Source organism: Agrococcus sp. ProA11 (genome assembly GCF_039880525.1).
Lineage (GTDB): Bacteria > Actinomycetota > Actinomycetes > Actinomycetales > Microbacteriaceae > Agrococcus > Agrococcus chionoecetis.
Window position 1 is genome coordinate 695,758 of sequence record NZ_CP156989.1, and the last position, 15,254, is coordinate 711,011.

The 15,254-nt window shown below is 71.0% G+C and carries 20 protein-coding genes and 1 tRNA gene; 11 read left to right on the forward strand and 10 right to left on the reverse strand.

The window, feature by feature from the left end:
• Nucleotides 1-52: 52 nt before the first annotated feature.
• On the forward strand, nucleotides 53-1,198 hold the full coding sequence (locus ABG090_RS03290) for an AI-2E family transporter (RefSeq protein WP_347756373.1): 1,146 nt from the start codon (nucleotides 53-55) through the stop codon (nucleotides 1,196-1,198).
• A complete protein-coding gene (ilvA, locus tag ABG090_RS03295) occupies nucleotides 1,195-2,430 on the forward strand; it encodes a threonine ammonia-lyase (RefSeq protein WP_347756375.1) in 1,236 nt (411 codons plus the stop codon). The genes ABG090_RS03290 and ilvA overlap by 4 nt, the downstream gene beginning before the upstream one ends.
• 56 nt (nucleotides 2,431-2,486) lie before the next feature.
• Here the strand turns inward: ilvA and greA are convergent, their stop codons facing one another.
• Nucleotides 2,487-2,975: a transcription elongation factor GreA gene (gene greA / locus ABG090_RS03300; RefSeq protein WP_347756376.1), complete on the reverse strand. Its 489-nt coding sequence runs from the start codon at nucleotides 2,973-2,975 to the stop codon at nucleotides 2,487-2,489.
• 55 nt (nucleotides 2,976-3,030) lie between these two features.
• On the reverse strand, nucleotides 3,031-3,423 hold the full coding sequence (locus ABG090_RS03305) for a DUF4307 domain-containing protein (protein ID WP_347756378.1): 393 nt from the start codon (nucleotides 3,421-3,423) through the stop codon (nucleotides 3,031-3,033).
• Between the two features lie 82 nt (nucleotides 3,424-3,505).
• On the opposite strand from ABG090_RS03305, the gene mca reads away from it, so the two are divergent.
• Both mca and ABG090_RS03315 read left to right on the forward strand, forming a co-directional pair.
• On the forward strand, nucleotides 3,506-4,360 hold the full coding sequence (mca, locus tag ABG090_RS03310; protein WP_347756380.1) for a mycothiol conjugate amidase Mca: 855 nt from the start codon (nucleotides 3,506-3,508) through the stop codon (nucleotides 4,358-4,360).
• Nucleotides 4,360-4,677 carry a hypothetical protein gene (locus ABG090_RS03315; protein ID WP_347756382.1) on the forward strand — a complete coding sequence of 106 codons (318 nt, stop codon included), beginning with the start codon at nucleotides 4,360-4,362 and terminating at the stop codon, nucleotides 4,675-4,677. The genes mca and ABG090_RS03315 overlap by 1 nt, the downstream gene beginning before the upstream one ends.
• Here the strand turns inward: ABG090_RS03315 and ABG090_RS03320 are convergent.
• Nucleotides 4,674-5,087 carry an Rv3235 family protein gene (locus ABG090_RS03320; protein ID WP_347756384.1) on the reverse strand — a complete coding sequence of 138 codons (414 nt, stop codon included), beginning with the start codon at nucleotides 5,085-5,087 and terminating at the stop codon, nucleotides 4,674-4,676. The two genes, ABG090_RS03315 and ABG090_RS03320, sit on opposite strands and share 4 nt — an antisense overlap.
• A 155-nt stretch (nucleotides 5,088-5,242) precedes the next feature.
• Here ABG090_RS03320 and ABG090_RS03325 point away from each other — a divergent pair, with 155 nt between their 5' ends.
• Nucleotides 5,243-5,812 carry a hypothetical protein gene (locus ABG090_RS03325; protein ID WP_347756385.1) on the forward strand — a complete coding sequence of 190 codons (570 nt, stop codon included), beginning with the start codon at nucleotides 5,243-5,245 and terminating at the stop codon, nucleotides 5,810-5,812.
• 10 nt (nucleotides 5,813-5,822) lie between these two features.
• Here ABG090_RS03325 and ABG090_RS03330 read toward each other — a convergent pair whose 3' ends face one another.
• A complete protein-coding gene (locus ABG090_RS03330) occupies nucleotides 5,823-6,071 on the reverse strand; it encodes a helix-turn-helix domain-containing protein (protein ID WP_347756387.1) in 249 nt (82 codons plus the stop codon).
• 107 nt (nucleotides 6,072-6,178) lie between these two features.
• On the opposite strand from ABG090_RS03330, the gene ABG090_RS03335 reads away from it, so the two are divergent.
• Together ABG090_RS03335 and ABG090_RS03340 are read left to right on the forward strand one after the other, a co-directional pair.
• Entirely contained in the window at nucleotides 6,179-6,790 is a 612-nt protein-coding gene (locus tag ABG090_RS03335) for a hypothetical protein (protein WP_347756389.1), read from the forward strand.
• Nucleotides 6,787-8,058 (forward strand): regulator, encoded by a 1,272-nt coding sequence (locus ABG090_RS03340; protein WP_347756390.1) that lies wholly within the window; start codon nucleotides 6,787-6,789, stop codon nucleotides 8,056-8,058. The genes ABG090_RS03335 and ABG090_RS03340 overlap by 4 nt, the downstream gene beginning before the upstream one ends.
• A gap of 12 nt (nucleotides 8,059-8,070) precedes the next feature.
• Here the strand turns inward: ABG090_RS03340 and ABG090_RS03345 are convergent, their stop codons facing one another.
• Complete coding sequence (locus ABG090_RS03345; protein ID WP_347756392.1) at nucleotides 8,071-8,610, reverse strand: TetR family transcriptional regulator; 540 nt, start codon at nucleotides 8,608-8,610, stop codon at nucleotides 8,071-8,073.
• Between the two features lie 100 nt (nucleotides 8,611-8,710).
• On the opposite strand from ABG090_RS03345, the gene ABG090_RS03350 reads away from it, so the two are divergent.
• Together ABG090_RS03350 and ABG090_RS03355 are read left to right on the forward strand one after the other, a co-directional pair.
• Nucleotides 8,711-9,616 (forward strand): alpha/beta hydrolase, encoded by a 906-nt coding sequence (locus ABG090_RS03350; protein WP_347756394.1) that lies wholly within the window; start codon nucleotides 8,711-8,713, stop codon nucleotides 9,614-9,616.
• Between the two features lie 71 nt (nucleotides 9,617-9,687).
• Nucleotides 9,688-11,199, forward strand: a complete 1,512-nt coding sequence (locus ABG090_RS03355) for a histidine kinase N-terminal domain-containing protein (RefSeq protein WP_347756396.1) — start codon at nucleotides 9,688-9,690, stop codon at nucleotides 11,197-11,199.
• Between the two features lie 71 nt (nucleotides 11,200-11,270).
• On the opposite strand, the gene ABG090_RS03360 is transcribed toward ABG090_RS03355, so the two are convergent.
• Nucleotides 11,271-11,519 (reverse strand): WhiB family transcriptional regulator, encoded by a 249-nt coding sequence (locus tag ABG090_RS03360; RefSeq protein WP_347756398.1) that lies wholly within the window; start codon nucleotides 11,517-11,519, stop codon nucleotides 11,271-11,273.
• 136 nt (nucleotides 11,520-11,655) lie between these two features.
• Between ABG090_RS03360 and ABG090_RS03365 the strand changes: the two genes are divergently transcribed.
• The gene (locus ABG090_RS03365) at nucleotides 11,656-12,060 is read left to right on the forward strand and encodes a hypothetical protein (protein ID WP_347756400.1); all 405 of its coding nucleotides are present in this window, start codon (nucleotides 11,656-11,658) and stop codon (nucleotides 12,058-12,060) included.
• A 57-nt stretch (nucleotides 12,061-12,117) separates the two neighbouring features.
• Here the strand turns inward: ABG090_RS03365 and bcp are convergent, their stop codons facing one another.
• Entirely contained in the window at nucleotides 12,118-12,588 is a 471-nt protein-coding gene (gene bcp, locus ABG090_RS03370; RefSeq protein WP_347756402.1) for a thioredoxin-dependent thiol peroxidase, read from the reverse strand.
• Nucleotides 12,589-12,657: 69 nt separating this feature from the next.
• On the opposite strand from bcp, the gene ABG090_RS03375 reads away from it, so the two are divergent.
• Nucleotides 12,658-12,730: transfer RNA gene (locus ABG090_RS03375), tRNA-Lys, on the forward strand.
• A 54-nt stretch (nucleotides 12,731-12,784) separates the two neighbouring features.
• Here the strand turns inward: ABG090_RS03375 and ABG090_RS03380 are convergent.
• The 3 genes from ABG090_RS03380 to ABG090_RS03390 form a co-directional block, all read right to left on the reverse strand.
• Nucleotides 12,785-14,008 carry a pyridoxal phosphate-dependent aminotransferase gene (locus tag ABG090_RS03380; RefSeq protein WP_347756404.1) on the reverse strand — a complete coding sequence of 408 codons (1,224 nt, stop codon included), beginning with the start codon at nucleotides 14,006-14,008 and terminating at the stop codon, nucleotides 12,785-12,787.
• 67 nt (nucleotides 14,009-14,075) lie between these two features.
• Nucleotides 14,076-14,939 (reverse strand): PfkB family carbohydrate kinase, encoded by an 864-nt coding sequence (locus ABG090_RS03385; RefSeq protein ID WP_347756406.1) that lies wholly within the window; start codon nucleotides 14,937-14,939, stop codon nucleotides 14,076-14,078.
• 28 nt (nucleotides 14,940-14,967) lie between these two features.
• A complete protein-coding gene (locus tag ABG090_RS03390; RefSeq protein WP_347756408.1) occupies nucleotides 14,968-15,192 on the reverse strand; it encodes a hypothetical protein in 225 nt (74 codons plus the stop codon).
• Nucleotides 15,193-15,254 lie beyond the last annotated feature (62 nt).

Below are 15,254 nucleotides of genomic sequence, written 5' to 3' on the forward strand. Positions count from 1 at the left end.
TGGCCACCTGCACATGGCGGGAGCGAAGGGCCGTTGGACGTAGGATCAAGCAATGCTGTTCGCCAGACGTCCGCAGGAGCGACCCGCCATCGGCGCGGCGCACGACGACGTGCCGCGGGGAGTGCGGATCGCCGGCGCGTGGGCGTGGCGCTTCGTCGCCATCGCGGTCGCGGCGGCCATCGTGGTCTGGCTGATCATGCAGTTCAGCATCATCGTCATCCCGCTGCTCGTCGCCGCCCTGCTCACGGCGCTGCTGAGCCCGGCAGTGGATGCGCTCGCGCGGCACCGCTGGCCGCATGGCCTCGCCGTGGCGCTCGCGCTCGTGGCGCTCGTCCTGGTCGTCGGCGGGCTCGGTTGGCTCGCCGTCGCGCAGATCCGCGTCGAGTACCCCCAGCTGCAGGAGCGCGCCGTCAGCTTCTGGGGCGAGACGCAGGCGTGGGTGCTCTCGCTCCCGTTCGACATCTCCGAGCAGGACGTGCGCGACTTCGGCACCAACATCCTCGGCACGCTGCGTGACGACCTCTCGTCGATCCTCTCGAGCGCCCTCACCGTCGGCTCCTCGCTCGGGCACTTCGCCGCCGGGCTGCTGCTGACGGTCTTCGCCCTCATCTTCACGCTCGGCGACGGGCGCGGCATCTGGCGCTGGCTCGTGGGGCTGCTGCCCGAGCGGGCGCGCGCCGCCACCGACGGTGCAGCGAAGACCGGCTGGGTGACGCTCGGCAACTTCGTGCGCGTGCAGGTGCTGGTCGCGTTCATCGACGCGGTCGGCATCGGCTTGGGCGCCTACATCCTCGGTCTCTTCTTCCCGGGCGGGATGCCGCTCGTGATCCCGATCGCGATCCTGGTGTTCCTGGGATCGTTCATCCCGATCATCGGTGCGGTCGTGACCGGGGCGATCGCCGTGCTGGTCGCGCTCATCTCCTTCGGCGTCTGGCCGGGGGTCATCATGCTCGGCATCGTGCTCCTGGTGCAGCAGATCGAGAGCCACGTGCTGCAGCCGCTCATCATGGGCACAGCGGTGAAGGTGCACCCGCTGGCGGTGGTGCTCGCGGTCGCCGCCGGCTCGACGGTCGCGGGCATCCCCGGTGCGCTGTTCGCCGTGCCGACGGTCGCCTTCCTCAACAACTTCGTGAAGACCATCGCCACGGGCTCGTGGCGCACGAACCCGAACCCGACGATCCAGGATGTGGTGTCATGAGCGATCCGACCCTGCCCGGCCCCTCGCTCGCCGACTTCGAGGGCGCGCGCGAGCGGCTGATCGGCATCGCGCAGGAGACGCCGATGGAGCTCTCGCGCTACCTGAGCGGCATGCTCGGCGCCGAGGTGCACCTCAAGTGCGAGAACCTGCAGCGCACCGGTGCCTACAAGATCCGCGGCGCCTACAACATGCTCGCGAAGCTCACCGACGAGCAGCGCGCTCGCGGCGTGGTCGCGGCATCGGCGGGCAACCACGCGCAGGGCGTCGCCTTCGCGGCGAGCGAGCTCGGCATGCAGGCGACCATCTTCATGCCCGTGGGCGTCGCGCTGCCCAAGCTGCAGGCGACGCGTGACTACGGCGCAGCGGTCGAGCTGCGAGGGCTCGAGTTCCAGACGGCGCTCGCCGCGGCCATCGAGCACGTCGAGCGCACGGGTGCCACCTTCGTGCCGCCCTACGACCACGCCGACGTGATCGAGGGGCAGGGCACGCTCGGTCTGGAGATCTTCGACCAGGTGCCGGATGTCGCGACGGTCGTCGTGCCGATCGGTGGCGGCGGGCTCGCGGCGGGGGTCGCCTCGGCCATGCGCCAGCGGGCCGCGCGCGACGGTCGCACCGTGCGCATCATCGGGGTGCAGGCGGAGCGTGCCGCGTCCTACGTCGCGTCACTGGAGGCGGATGCGCCGACGACCATCGTCACGCAGCCGACCATCGCCGACGGCATCGCGGTCGCCCGTCCCGGCACCCTGCCGTTCTCGATCATCCGTGACGCCGTCGACGAGGTCGTCACGGTCTCCGATGACGACATCGCGCGAGCGATGATCATGCTGCTCGAGCGGGCGAAGCTGGTGGTCGAGCCCGCCGGGGCCGTCGCGACTGCCGCGATCATGACCGGTCTGGTCGCATCCGACGGCCCGGTGGTGGCGGTGCTCTCGGGTGGCAACATCGACCCGCTGTTCATGGAGCGGGTGATCGGCCGCGGCCTGGCCGCCTCGCAGCGCTTCCTAAAGGTGCGTATCGCGCTGCCCGACCGCCCCGGCCAGCTCGCCATCATCGCCCAGATCGTCTCGGACGAGCAGGCGAACGTCGTGGAGGTGCTGCACTCGCAGCACGACGCCTGGACGTCGATCAGCGACGTCTCCATCGACATCTCGGTCACGACCCGCGGCCCGGAGCACGCCGAGCGGGTGCTCGAGGCGCTGCGGCGTGCCGGCTACGAGCCGGTGATCGTCTAGCGCAGAGCGAAGCAGGGCCCCGCGGCGATCCGCGGGGCCCTTCTTCTCGTCGGAGCTCAGCCCCGGTACGTCTGCACGTCCGTGATCTCGACGTCGATCGTCGCGCCGGACGGCGCCTCGTAAGACGTCTTCGCGCCGATCTTCAGGCCCATGATGGCGCTGCCGAGCGGGCTCGCCTCGCTGTAGACATCGAGCTCGTCGCCGGCCTCGGCGATCTCGCGGTTGCCGACCAGGAAGGTCGTCTTGTCGCCCGCGATCGTGGCGGTGACGACGGTGCCGGGCTCGACGGTGCCCGTGGCCTCCGGCGCCTCGCCGACGGTGGCGTTGCGCAGCAGCTGCGTGATCTGCGCGATGCGGGCCTCGATCTGGGCCTGGTCGTCCTTGGCGGCGTGGTAGCCACCGTTCTCCTTGAGGTCACCCTCGTCACGCGCTTCTTCGATGCGCTTGGCGATCTCCGCGCGGACGGGCCCCTGCAGGTGCTCCAGCTCGCCCTGCAGGCGGTCGTACGCCTCCTGGGTCAGCCAGGTCTCCGTGGTGCCGTTCATGTCGTCTCCCGATATGCACAGAACCGGCCCCGAGTGGGCCGGTCCAACCAGCATGCTATGGCACCCAGCACTCCGAGACCAATCCCGTGGTCGCGAGCTCGCTCGTGCGCACCTGCACGACATGCGTGCTCGTGAACGCCTCGGCGGCCGGCAGATCGAGCTGCAGCCAGCCCACGACGCCGTACGCGGGGTTCAGCGCCTGCACCGCGCACTCCACGGGCGTGCCAGCCTCGACCGACACCTCGAAGACCACCTCGACGCTCGCGTCGTCCACGATCGTGTGGCCGATCGTGCGCGACTGCAGCTGCGTGGAGGCCGGATCGGTGCCGACCCACCACACCCACAGGGTCGCCGTCAGCAGGATCGCGACGCCGACGCCGATCCCGAGCGCCTTCTCGCGCCGGGTGCGCGATCGCGTGCGGCCGTAGCGCGCTTCGAGATCGGTCATGAGCCCTTGTCCGTGGGAGGATGGATCGGTTCCAGCCTATCGTTGCGCCATCGGGCGGCATTGTGCTGGGGAGGGAGAAGCCATGCGTCGGTTGCTCGCGGTGCACGCGCACCCGGACGACGAGTCGAGCAAGGGTGCGGCGACGCTCGCGCGCTATGCGGCCGAGGGTGCCCAGGTGACGGTCGTGTCCTGCACGGGCGGTGAGAGCGGCAGTGTGCTCAACGAGCGCTTCGAGCTCGGGCATCGCGCTGCCAGGGACATGACGGGCCTGCGCAGGCTCGAGATGGCGGCGGCGCAGCAGGCGCTCGGCATCGATCACACGTGGCTGGGCTACCTCGACTCCGGCCTGCCCGACGAGGGCGAGCCGCTGCGCGCGCTCTCCTTCGCAACCATCCCGCTGGAGATCTCCGGCCGCCCGCTCGTGCGGCTCATCCGTCGTCTGCGGCCGCAGGTGGTCGTCACCTACGACGAGACCGGCGGCTACCCGCATCCGGATCACATCCGCTGCCACGAGGTCACGATGTGGGCTGTTGAGCACGCCGGCGCCGGACTGCCAGAGCTCGGGGAGCCGTGGGAGGTGCAGAAGGTCTACTTCGACCGCACGATGAGCGGCGTGCGCCTGCGCGCGCTGCTGGCCGCGCTCGAGGGCGTCTCGCCCGAGGATGAGCGCTTGCCGTTCATGCGCGAGTGGGCCGAGCGCATGGGTGACCGTGGCGAGACGATGACGACCCGCATCCACGTCGCCGACCACTTCGAGGCCCGCGACCTGGCGCTGCGAGCCCACGCGAGCCAGGTGGACCCGGAGTCGCGCTTCTTCTTCTGGCCCAATGAGCTGCTGCGGCAGGCGTGGCCGACCGACGACTATGAGCTGGTGCGATCGCGCGTGCAGAGCGACGGCGATGAGGACGACCTGTTCGCGGGCGTCGAGGAGGACTGATGCATCCGCTGTTCGTCGAGGAGCTGCCCTATGACCCGAACCAGGTGACGCCCGGCGTCATCGGGTTCGCAGCCATCGCGCTGGTCGCCGCGGTCGTGATGCTGCTGATGTGGGACTTCAATCGGCGCGTGCGTCGCATCAACGATCGCGCGGACGCCCGCGAGCGCCTGCTGGCGGAGGTCGCCGAGAGTCAGGAGCGGCTCGAGCGGACGGTCGCCGAGACGCGCGAGGCGGCGCAGGCCGAGGCGGACGCGGCGAACCAGCACGCCGAGACGGGCGATGTCGACGGTCACGCGCCGCCGCGCGCCGAGCCCTAGAGCACACGGATCGCCGTCGCGCGCCAGCCGCCGTCGAGGCCCTCGAGTCGCACCGCGACGGCCCTCGTGCGACCGCCCGAGCGCACCACGACGGCGCCCTCGACGACACCGTCGGACGGATGGCAGGTGCGCACCGAGCCGACGACGAAGCCCGGGACGTCGCGCTCCGCTCGCATCGCTCGCTGCCGCCGCGCGCTGAGCGAGCGCCCGAGCAGCAGCTCGTAGACCGGCTCCGTGACCCAGCGGGCGATCTGCTGCACCTCGCGGACACCGAGCAGGATCTCGATCACGCCGGTGGCCAGGTTCTCGATCAGGGGCGCGGGATCGGGCAGGCCTCGCGACGAGCAGGGCTGGAAGTCGAAGAACTCGGCCGCATCCACCGCCGTCATCCGCTGTCTCGTCGCACGCACGTCGCCCCCTCGCCTCCGCAGCTGCGGTCCGGAGTCCGCGATGGCACCGCCGTGGGGCACGAACGTAGTCCTCTCGCGGGGGTCCGCGTCAAGGGCACCGCTGCCCTGTGGAGAACTCCGGCCCGGCGGTCGCTCGCGCCCGTAGATTCGGCCGCGTGCGCTTCGAGGACCTGTTCGACGATCTGGAGAGCCAGCTCGAGGCTGAGCTCGGCGCCGAGCAGCGCGACCTCCGGGCCGAGGAGGAGCGCTTCCGCATCGGCAGGCTCGACCTGCGCGATCGCATCGCGGCTGCGCCCCGGCTGCTCGACCTGACGCTGCGGGCCGGTGCCCGGCTGCGGCTGCGACGCATGGCGCTCGGGCGCGATTGGCTGAACGGCATCGTGCTCGAGGGCGCCCCCGCTGAGACGGGTGCGCTCGTGCCGCTGCACGCGATCGTCGGCGTCGAGCTCGATGGCGACGGTGCCGCCGCTTCCGTGCGCCCGGCCGCGGCCGGCGGAGACCTGCAGGCGCGCTTGAGCTTCGCCTTCGCGCTGCGCGACCTGGCGCGACGTCGGGCGACCGTCATCCTCGAGGGGCCAACGCCGGTGGCGGGCACGATCGATCGGGTCGGCCGCGATCACCTCGACCTCGCCGTGCACGAGCCGGGTGATCACCCGCGCGCGTCGGCGGTGCGCTCCTGGCGCATGCTGCCGTTCTCGGCCTTCGACTGGGTGCGGCTGCCCTAGCGCGTCGACGTCAGCGGTCGCCGAAGAGGTCGGTGACGCTCGCCGCCTGAGCCTGCCGCCAGAGCGCGCGTCGGCGCTCGAGCTCGAGCTGGCGGTCGACCCAGGCCTGCACCTCGTCGTCGGCGACGCGCCATGCGCCGCGCACGCGCACGCCGCGCAGGTCGCCCGTTTCGAGCAGCTCGGCGACCGCGGAGGGGGTCGTGCTGAGCACATCGGCGACGTCGGCGATCGCGAGGAAGCGTCGGGGTTCCATCGGCATGGCCCCATTGTGGGCCAGGCGGCTGTGGCGTGAGCGAAGGCTGTGGAGAACTTTCTCGTCGTGTCGCGCGACCGTGTCAGGTTGGGCGCGTCGACGAGGAGGATGCGATGGCCGCACGCCGCACCTGGATGGATCCGAGGCTCGTGATCGGCATCGCCCTGGTGGTCGCCTCGCTCGCGGGCGTGTGGTTCGTGGTGCAGCAGTCGGCGCGCACCGAGCTCGCCTGGGTCGCGACCCGCACGCTGCTGCCAGGCGAGACGCTCGCCGCCGCCGACGTGCAGCAGGTGGAGGTGCGCATGCTGCAGTCGCGGGATCGGTACCTGGACGGGGCCGCGGAGCCGACGGGCATGCTCGTCGCATCGACGGTGGGGGAGGGCGAAGTGCTGCCGTTGCGCGCGCTCGGCGCGGCAGCGAGCCTCGACCGCTCGGCGCTCGTGATCGATGTCCGCGGCGCACTGCCCAGCGCGGTGCGCTCGGGGTCGCTCGTCGACGTCTGGACGGCCGCGCCGACCGATGACGGCTACGGCGTGCCGGCCGTGCTGATCGATGGCGCCATCGTCGTGGGCGTGCTTGAGGACGACGGCATTCTCGCCTCCTCCGCGCAGCAGCTCGAGCTGCTGGTGCCGAGCGACGAGACGGCGATGCTGCTGGAAGCGATGTCCAACCAGCACATGCTCTCGGTCGTGCCGCTCGCGCAGCCTGTCGGGTCACTGCCGTGATCGGCATCGCCGTCTCGGCGCCCTTGGAGCGCGAGGACGCGATCGTCCGCGAAGCGGCTCGGCACGGCCACCGCGTGGCCATCCGCGCGGCGTCCGCGGCCGACCTCATCGAGCGGCTGCGCGCGCGTGCCGCCGACGCGGAGCCGCGCATCGATCTGGTGCTGGTGGCGGCCGACGACCGCCATGCGAACCGCGATCTCGTCGCCGCATGCGACGAGCGCGGCCTGCGCCTGCTGGTGCTGGCAGACGATGCTGCCGAGCGCTCGCGGGCGCATGCGCTCGGCGTGCACGCCGTCGCGTGGACCGACGGGTTCAGCGGCATCGAGGCGCAGGCGGGCCTCGATGCGCATGCTGCGAGCGCTGCGCCGCCGGACCGCGGGCGGGTGGTGGCGGTCTGGGGTCCGGCGGGCTCGCCGGGCCGCACCACGGCGTCCATCGCGCTCGCGGCGGAGATCGCGCTGCTCGGCGGGCGGGTCGCGCTGGTCGACGCAGACACCACGAGCGCCGCGGTAGCGCCCGCGCTCGGCCTGCTCGACGAGTCCCCGGGCTTCGCCGCCGCCGCGCGACTGGCGCGCGCCGGCAGTCTCACCGTCGACGAGCTCGATCGCATCGCGCGGCCGGTGCCGACCATGGGCGGCATCATCCGCGTGCTGACGGGCATCGGTCGTTCGAGCCGCTGGCCGGAGCTGGGCGGCGACCGGGTGGCCGAGGTGCTCGAGCGGTGCCGGGATTGGGCGGGCACGACCGTCGTCGACGTGGCCGCCAGCCTCGAGCGCGACGAAGCCATCTCCAGCGACCTGTTCGCGCCTCGGCGGCATGCAGCGACCCTCGCCGCGCTCGAGCACGCCGACGATGTCGTCGCGATCGCCGGGGGCGACACGGTCGGCGTGGCGCGGCTCGTGCGTGCGCTGCCAGAGCTGCAGGAGCTCGTTCCCCAGGCGCGCGTGCGCGTCGTGGTGAACAAGGTGCGCGCGTCGGCGATCGGCATGGCGCCGGAGGCGGCGGTGCAGGAGACGCTGTGCAGACTCGCCGGGGTGGCGCCGCAGGCGTGCTGGCCGTTCGATGGGCGCGCGGCGGACGCGGCGCTGCTGGAGGGCAGACCGCTCGTCGACGTGGCAGGGAGGTCGCGCCTGCGCCGCCGGGTGCAGGAGTTCGCACTATCGCTCATCGACGCCGACGCGGTCACCGCGCCGACTGCGCCGGTGAGCCGCGCCTCGCTGCGCGCCGCACGATTGCCGCGCGGCCGATGGCGGCCAGCAGCGCGCTGACTGCTGGGGCCGTCAGGCGGTCTGCAGCACGGCGCGCACGGCGCGCCGCACGTTCGCTTCCACCGGTGCCTCCGTGTCAACGGTGAGCCGGTGCAGCAGAAGCCCTTCGGCGCTCGCCATGAGGAACGTGGTCCCTCTCGCGGCGTCGCGCCCCCCGATCATGCCGAGGATGCCGCGGATCCACGCTTCGAAGCGAGCGCGCTGCGCGAGCAGCGGAGCGTTCGCATCCGCGTCCGCTTCGATGAACAGCGCATAGCGCGCTCGCGTGCGAGTCGCATGGGGGCCGGACTGCAGCTCGATCATGTGCGTGAGCGCGGAGACCAGCCCCTGCTCGTCGGTGATCTCTGGGACTCCGGCATCGGTGAGCTCCGCCGCTGCGATCCACTCGATGACACCGGCGACCAGGGCCGCACGCGTGCGGAAGTGATTCGACGTCGAGCCGGGCGGTAGCGCCGCCGCCGCATCCACTCGTCCGTGCGTGAGCGCGCGCACGCCCTCCGACCCGACCAGGCCGAGCGCTGCCTCGAGGGCCTGCTTGCGAGTGCTGCTCATGCTCCGAGCGTAGGACACTACATCCGTAGTGACAGATCACTATGAACGTAGTACCGTTCGCGTAGAGCCGTTCAGGACCGATTGAGCAGGAGGCCTCGTCATGGACGCACCGACACCGTCGCAAGGATCCGCCCGACGCGCATGGACGCCGCCGTTGCCCGCGGCATCCGGGTTCACGCACACCATGGTCAGGACTCGCGGTCTGCGCACGCATGTCGCGTCCATGGGGGTGGGGGAGCCGGTCGTGCTGCTGCACGGCTTCCCCCAGCACTGGTGGGAGTGGCGCGCGATCGCTCCCGCGATCGCCGATCAGGGCTACCGGGTCATCTGCCCCGACCTCCGCGGTTCCGGATGGACCGAGGCCGACGACCCGCGCTTCGGCCCCGAGACGCACCTCGACGACCTCATGGCCGTGCTCGACGCGCTCGGCGTCGAGCGCGCGCACTTCCTCACGCACGACCTGGGCGCGATCTCTGGCATGCAGCTCTCGTACCGCGCTCCCGAGCGGGTGCGATCGATGGTGCAGCTCGCCGTGCCTCCGGGCTTCATGGCGTTCACCCCGAGAGTCATGCCGGCGTTCAGTCACATGCCGGCGCTGATCATGCATCGTCCCGGTCGTTCGCTGCGCTCCATCTTCGGCCCCCGCTACGCCGCGAGACCGATGACCGAGGCGACGCTCGACGCATACCTGCGCGTGCACGCCCGGCTCGAAGTCGAGATGGCGGTGGCTCACCTGTATCGCGGCATGGTCGTGCCGATGTCGCTGCGCCTCATGCGCGGGGTCTACAGGCGAATGCGCCTCCGCCCGCCAACGCTCGTCGTCTTCGGGCGGCACGACGGCCCGTTCGCCGAGCCGATCGCGCGCCACATCTGTCGCGCGCACGACCAGCACGCCGACCGTTTCGAGCTCGCCTTCGTCGACGACGCCGCGCATTTCATCCCCGATGATGCTCCCGATGCCGTCGTGCGGCTCGCGCTCGATTGGTTCCGCGCGGAGGGGCAATGACCGCTGCGGCCATCGTGACGGTGCGCAGGTCAGCGGGCTGAGCATGATTGGCCCCGCGCTACGCTGAACCGGTGACGAGCCTGACGTCGATCGCCGAGCGCTACGGCCTGCTGCACGAGCTCGACCTGCGCTGGCTGCACCGGCTGGGCTCCGACTTCCAGCTGCTCGCAGACCTCGCCATCGGCGACATCGTGCTCTGGCTGCCCACCGGCGACGATGACGGCTACATCGCGGTGCAGCATGCTCGCCCGGCAGGCGCCGCGACGCTCTTCTATCGCGACATCGTCGGCCAGCCTGCCCGCAGCAACTGGCGGGAGCAGATCGGGCGAGCGTTCGAGGAGGGCATCTCGCTCGAAGCCGACTCGCCGGAGTGGGGGGTGGAGTCCGACGCGAAGGTGCGCGCGTTCCCCGTACGGCGCCGCGAGGCGGAGCCGTCGACCGTGCTCATGCCGCGTCCGATCGCCGTCATCACGCGCCACGCCAACCACGCCGACACCCGGAGCGCAGGTCGGCTGGAGCGCACGTTCAGGGCGTGTGCCGACGAACTGTTCCGGATGATCGCCGACGGCGACTTCCCCGACCAGTCGGCCCCGTCAGTGCCGCGCAGGGGAGCGGCCCGTGCATCCGACGGCCTGATCACGCTCGACCAGGCCGGCACCGTCACCTTCGCGAGCCCGAACGCGCTGTCGGCGTTCACCCGATTGGGCTTCCGCGGAGAGCTGGAGGGCGAGTCGCTCGCGGCCATCACCACCGAGCTCATCGACGAGTCGCACGAGGTCGATGAGGCGCTGCCGCTGGTCGTCACCGGACGCGCACCGTGGCGCACCGATATCGACACTCGACTGGCGACCCTGTCGGTGCGCGCGCTGCCGCTGCGCCGCGGCGCAGCCCGCTTGGGTGCGATCGTGCTCGTGCGCGATGTGACCGACATGCGTGCGCAGGAGCAGACGCTCATCACCAAGGACGCGACGATCCGCGAGATCCACCACCGCGTCAAGAACAACCTGCAGACCGTCGCCGCGCTGCTGCGCATCCAGTCTCGACGCAGCAGCAGCGAGGAGTCGCGCGCCGCCCTGCAGAACGCCGAGCGACGCGTCTCATCGATCGCCGTGGTGCACGACACGCTCTCGGAGGGCCTCAGCCAGTCGGTCGACTTCGACCAGGTCTTCGACCGAGCGGTCAAGCTCACGAGCGAGGTCGCCTCCACCCAGGGCGGGCAGGTGCGCACCGAGCGGGTCGGCTCCTTCGGCGCGCTGCCGAGCGGGTATGCGACGCCGCTCGCGCTCGCGCTCACCGAGCTCGTCACGAACGCGGTCGAGCACGGCCTGGCGGGGCGCTCGGACGGGCTCGTGCGCATCACCGCCGAGCGCGCCGACGGCTGGCTCACGGTGCGGGTGTGCGACAACGGTGCGGGGCTGCCGCAGGGCCGCGTCGGCTCGGGGCTCGGCACGCAGATCGTGAAGACGCTGGTCACGGGCGAGCTCTCGGGCACGATCGACTGGGGTGCCCGTGCGGTCGAGGGCACGGAGGTCACCGTGAAGGTGCCGCTGGCCTACATCCGAGACGACGACGAGATCGTCTGAGCCAGCTGCTCGTCCCGGCGCACGCAAGAGCGGGGCCGCCCGAAGGCGACCCCGCTGCGATGCGTCTGCTGTCAGCTGGCGCGGCGCGCGCGAGCGGCACGGCGCTTGAGCGCTCGCCGCTCGTCCTCCGACAGGCCGCCCCAGACACCCGAGTCCTGGTTGGTCTCGAGCGCGTACTGGAGGCACATCTCGGTGACCGGGCACGTCGCGCAGACGGCCTTGGCCTTCTCGATCTGCTCGAGCGCTGGGCCGGTGTTGCCGACCGGGAAGAACAGCTCGGGGTCTACCGTGAGGCAGGCAGCGTCATCACGCCAATCCATACATGACTCCTTGTACATTGGAGGTGGGAGGTCGCGCTTCGCGAAACTCGCGGCGCAGAAATCTTTGGGCGCAGCACCGGTGCCGCCAAGGTTCTATGCTTCCACAGCACCCCCGGAGAGGCAAGGGTTTTCTTCTGTGAGCGATACCCCGCGCAACCGCCCAGGCACCGCTAATTGGGCCGGAGGTCTGCTGCTGCTGGAGGCGCTCGGCATGCTCGTATTGGCCGGGTGGACAATGATCACGGCGCTCGGCGATCCTCCCGAGCACATCGCCGGCGGCATCTTCCTCGCCGCGCTCGCGGCAGGCGCCGCGTTCTTCCTGCTGCAGGTCGGCAGGGCGATGCTCAACGGCAAGCAGTGGTCACGTGCGGGAGCCGTGGTGTGGCAGGTGCTGCAGCTGGGCGTCGCCGTCGGCACCTTCAACGGGGGAGAGGGGCCGGTGCCCATCGCCCTCGTCCTGGCGGCGCTCGCCGTCACGGTCTTCGCGCTCGTGCTCCGCAAGAGCGTCACGCTCTGGCTGAACCCCGACCTCGACGACTAGCCCCTTGGTCTCGTGACGCGTGCGGCTGCGCCGCCCGCTCCTCGACCAGCGGGGGAACTACGCCCCGAAGCCCAGCCGCTTCTCGAGCATCTGCAGGTGCCCCTTCGCCTTCGTGTTGTAGAACGCGTGCGTGACAACGCCGTCCTCATCGAGCACGAACGTCGACCGCCGCACGCCCTCGACCACGCGGCCATAGCTGTTCTTCTCGCCGAAGGTGTCCCAGGCGAGATGCACCGCGAGGTCCTCGTCGCTCAGCAGCGGGAACGTCAGGCCGTCCTGCTCGCGTGCCTTCGCAAGCCGCTCGACGGGATCGCGTGAGACTCCGAGCACTGCGTAGCCGTGCTCGGAGAGATCGGGCAGTCGGTCGCGGAAGTCGCACGCCTGCTGCTGGCAGGCGGAGGTGAGCGCCTGCGGGTAGAAGTAGACGATGACCTTCCTGCCGCGAAGGTCCGAGAGCGTCGCTGGGCGGCCATCCTGATCGGGCAGCGTGAAGTCGGGTGCGGGCATGCCGGGCTCGAGGTGCGTCATCCGCTCCATCCAAGCAGTGCGCGACGGCCCAGATCGTCTGCTATTCTTGATCCTCGGCTGAAGAGCCATGCACCTCTAGCTCAATTGGCAGAGCAGTTGACTCTTAATCAATTGGTTCCGGGTTCGAGTCCCGGGGGGTGTACGTAAGAGAAGGCCCGGCGCTGAGCGCCGGGCCTTCTGCGTGCGCGGGGCGCGGCTACTGCCGGTACGACGCCAGGAAGTTGCCGATCCGCTCGATGGCATCCTCGAGGTCGCGCTTCCACGGCAGCGTGACGATGCGGAAGTGATCGGGATCGGGCCAGTTGAAGCCCGAGCCGTGGGTGACGAGGATCTTCTGCTCCCGCAGCAGGTCGAGCGCGAACTGCCGGTCGTCGTGGATCTCGTGCACCTCGGGCTCCAGGCGCGGGAACGCGTAGAGCGCGCCCTTCGGGTTCACCACGCTCACGCCGGGAATCCGCTGCAGCCCCTGCACCGCGGCGTCGCGCTGCTCGAGCAGCCGGCCGCCGGGCAGCAGCAGATCCTCGATCGACTGGTGGCCGCCGAGCGCCACCTGGATGCCGTACTGCGCGGGCACGTTCGGGCACAGCCGCGTCGAGGCGAGCAGCGTCAGCCCCTCCAGGAAGCCGGCGGCATGGGCCTTGGGTCCTGTGATCGCGACCCAGGCGGCGCGGAAGCCGGCCGCGCGGTAGGTCTTCGAGAGGCCGTTGTAGGTGAGCGTCAGCAGATCCGGCGCGAGCGTCGCAATGGAGATGTGCTCGGCGTCGTCATAGAGGATCCGGTCGTAGATCTCATCGGCGAGGATCAGCAGCGAGTGCTTGCGCGCCAGATCGACGATGCCCTGCAGCGACTCGCGCGTGTAGACGGCACCGGTGGGGTTGTTGGGGTTGATCACCACGATCGCCTTGGTGCGCGGGGTGATCTTCGCCTCGACGTCGGCCAGGTCGGGCACCCAGCCGTTCGCCTCATCCGTCAGGTAGTGGATGGGCGTGCCGCCGCCGAGCGACGTCATGGCCGTCCAGAGCGGGTAGTCGGGCGCGGGGATCAGCACCTCGTCGCCCGAATCGAGCAGCGCCTGCATGGTCATGGTGATGAGCTCGGAGACGCCGTTGCCGAGGAAGACGTCGTCGACCGTCAGCGGCGGGAAATCGGCCACGCCCTCGTATCGCGTCACCACAGCGCGGCGGGCCGAGAGGACGCCCTTCGAGTCGGAGTAGCCCTCGGCGAGCGTGAGGTTCGCGATCATGTCCTGCACGATCGTGTCGGGCGTCTCGAAGCCGAACGGCGCGGGGTTGCCGATGTTGAGCTTCAGGATGCGGTGCCCCTCGGCCTCCAGTCGCGCGGCCTCGGCGGCCACCGGGCCGCGGATCTCGTAGAGCACGTGCTTGAGCTTCGAGGACTGATCGAGCGACTTCAGGGCCATTGCACCATGGTAGGCGCGCTCGCAGCGCCACTCGCGCGCAGGTGGCTCGGGGTGCGGCAGTTCCGGGCTACCCGGGCAGCTGCAGCAGTCCGCCGGCGCTTCGCGTGGTGGCGGCGGCGACCGTCATCGCGCGCTCGAGCGGGGCAGCCCATCCGCTCGTGTGATCCCCGGCGATGACGGATGCGGTGAGCGAGGCGAGCACGCTGTCGCCAGCACCGATCGTGTCCACGATCGGCTTGTCGAGCTGGGGCACCGATGCGCGCACACGCCCGTCGCGCGTCGCGATGACGGCGCCATCGGCGCCGAGGGTGATCGCGGCGGCGCCGGTGCCCGCATCGAGCCAGCGCGTCGCGGTGTCGTCGGCGTGCTCGCCGTAGACCAGCTCCGCATCCTCGTCGCTCAGCTTGACGAGCAGCGCGCGCGCTGCGAGCGCGTCGAGGCCGGCCGCGAAGCGCGCGCCTGCACCCTCCGCGCCCAGGTAGCCCGGCCGTGCGTTCGGGTCGATGAGCAATCGCTGCCGCGAGCGGGAGAGCGACAGCAGCGGCGCGATCTGCTCGGGGTGTTCGAGCGCGAGGCAGGAGACGACGACGAGCGGGGCGGTCTCCAGGACGACCTCGAGCCCAGCGAGGTCGACGAAGCGCTGCCGGCCCGCTGCGTTGAACTCGTACCGCATCGTGCCGCCGTCGCGCACGGCGGCGGCGACCGCGGTGCCGTGCGGCGCATCCGTCGCCAACAGCTCCACGCCGTGCGTCGCGCAGTGCTCGCGCACGAGCCGCCCCGGCTCGTCGTCGCCGACCATGGCGATGAGCCGCGCCGGCACGCCGAGACGAGCGAGCCCCACGGCAACGTTGAGGGCCGCGCCGCCGACGATCGACGCGCCGTCGACCTCATCGACGAGCGCGTCTCCGACGACGGCGACGGGCTCGCTCATGCTCGCACCATCGTCTGAGCCGCTCCGGTCACTTGCGCTTCGCGGTCTTGCGCAGCTCGCGCTCGAGCTCATTGCGCTTGATCGCATCCTCGCGCTGTCCGACGGCGCCCAGGGCGAGTGCGACGCCGATGCCCCAGCTGGCCCACAGCAAAGCAAGCCGCCAGTCGCGCGGGCCGGACTTCGTTGCCTTCACCACCGGAATGGCGCTGGTGAGCGAGCTGATGAAGCCCGCGTTGAACAGGTACTTGCGCATGTCGCCTCCTCGTCGCGACCCAACTTACTGGCGCGCGCCTGAGCAGCGCCCGCGACGCTCAG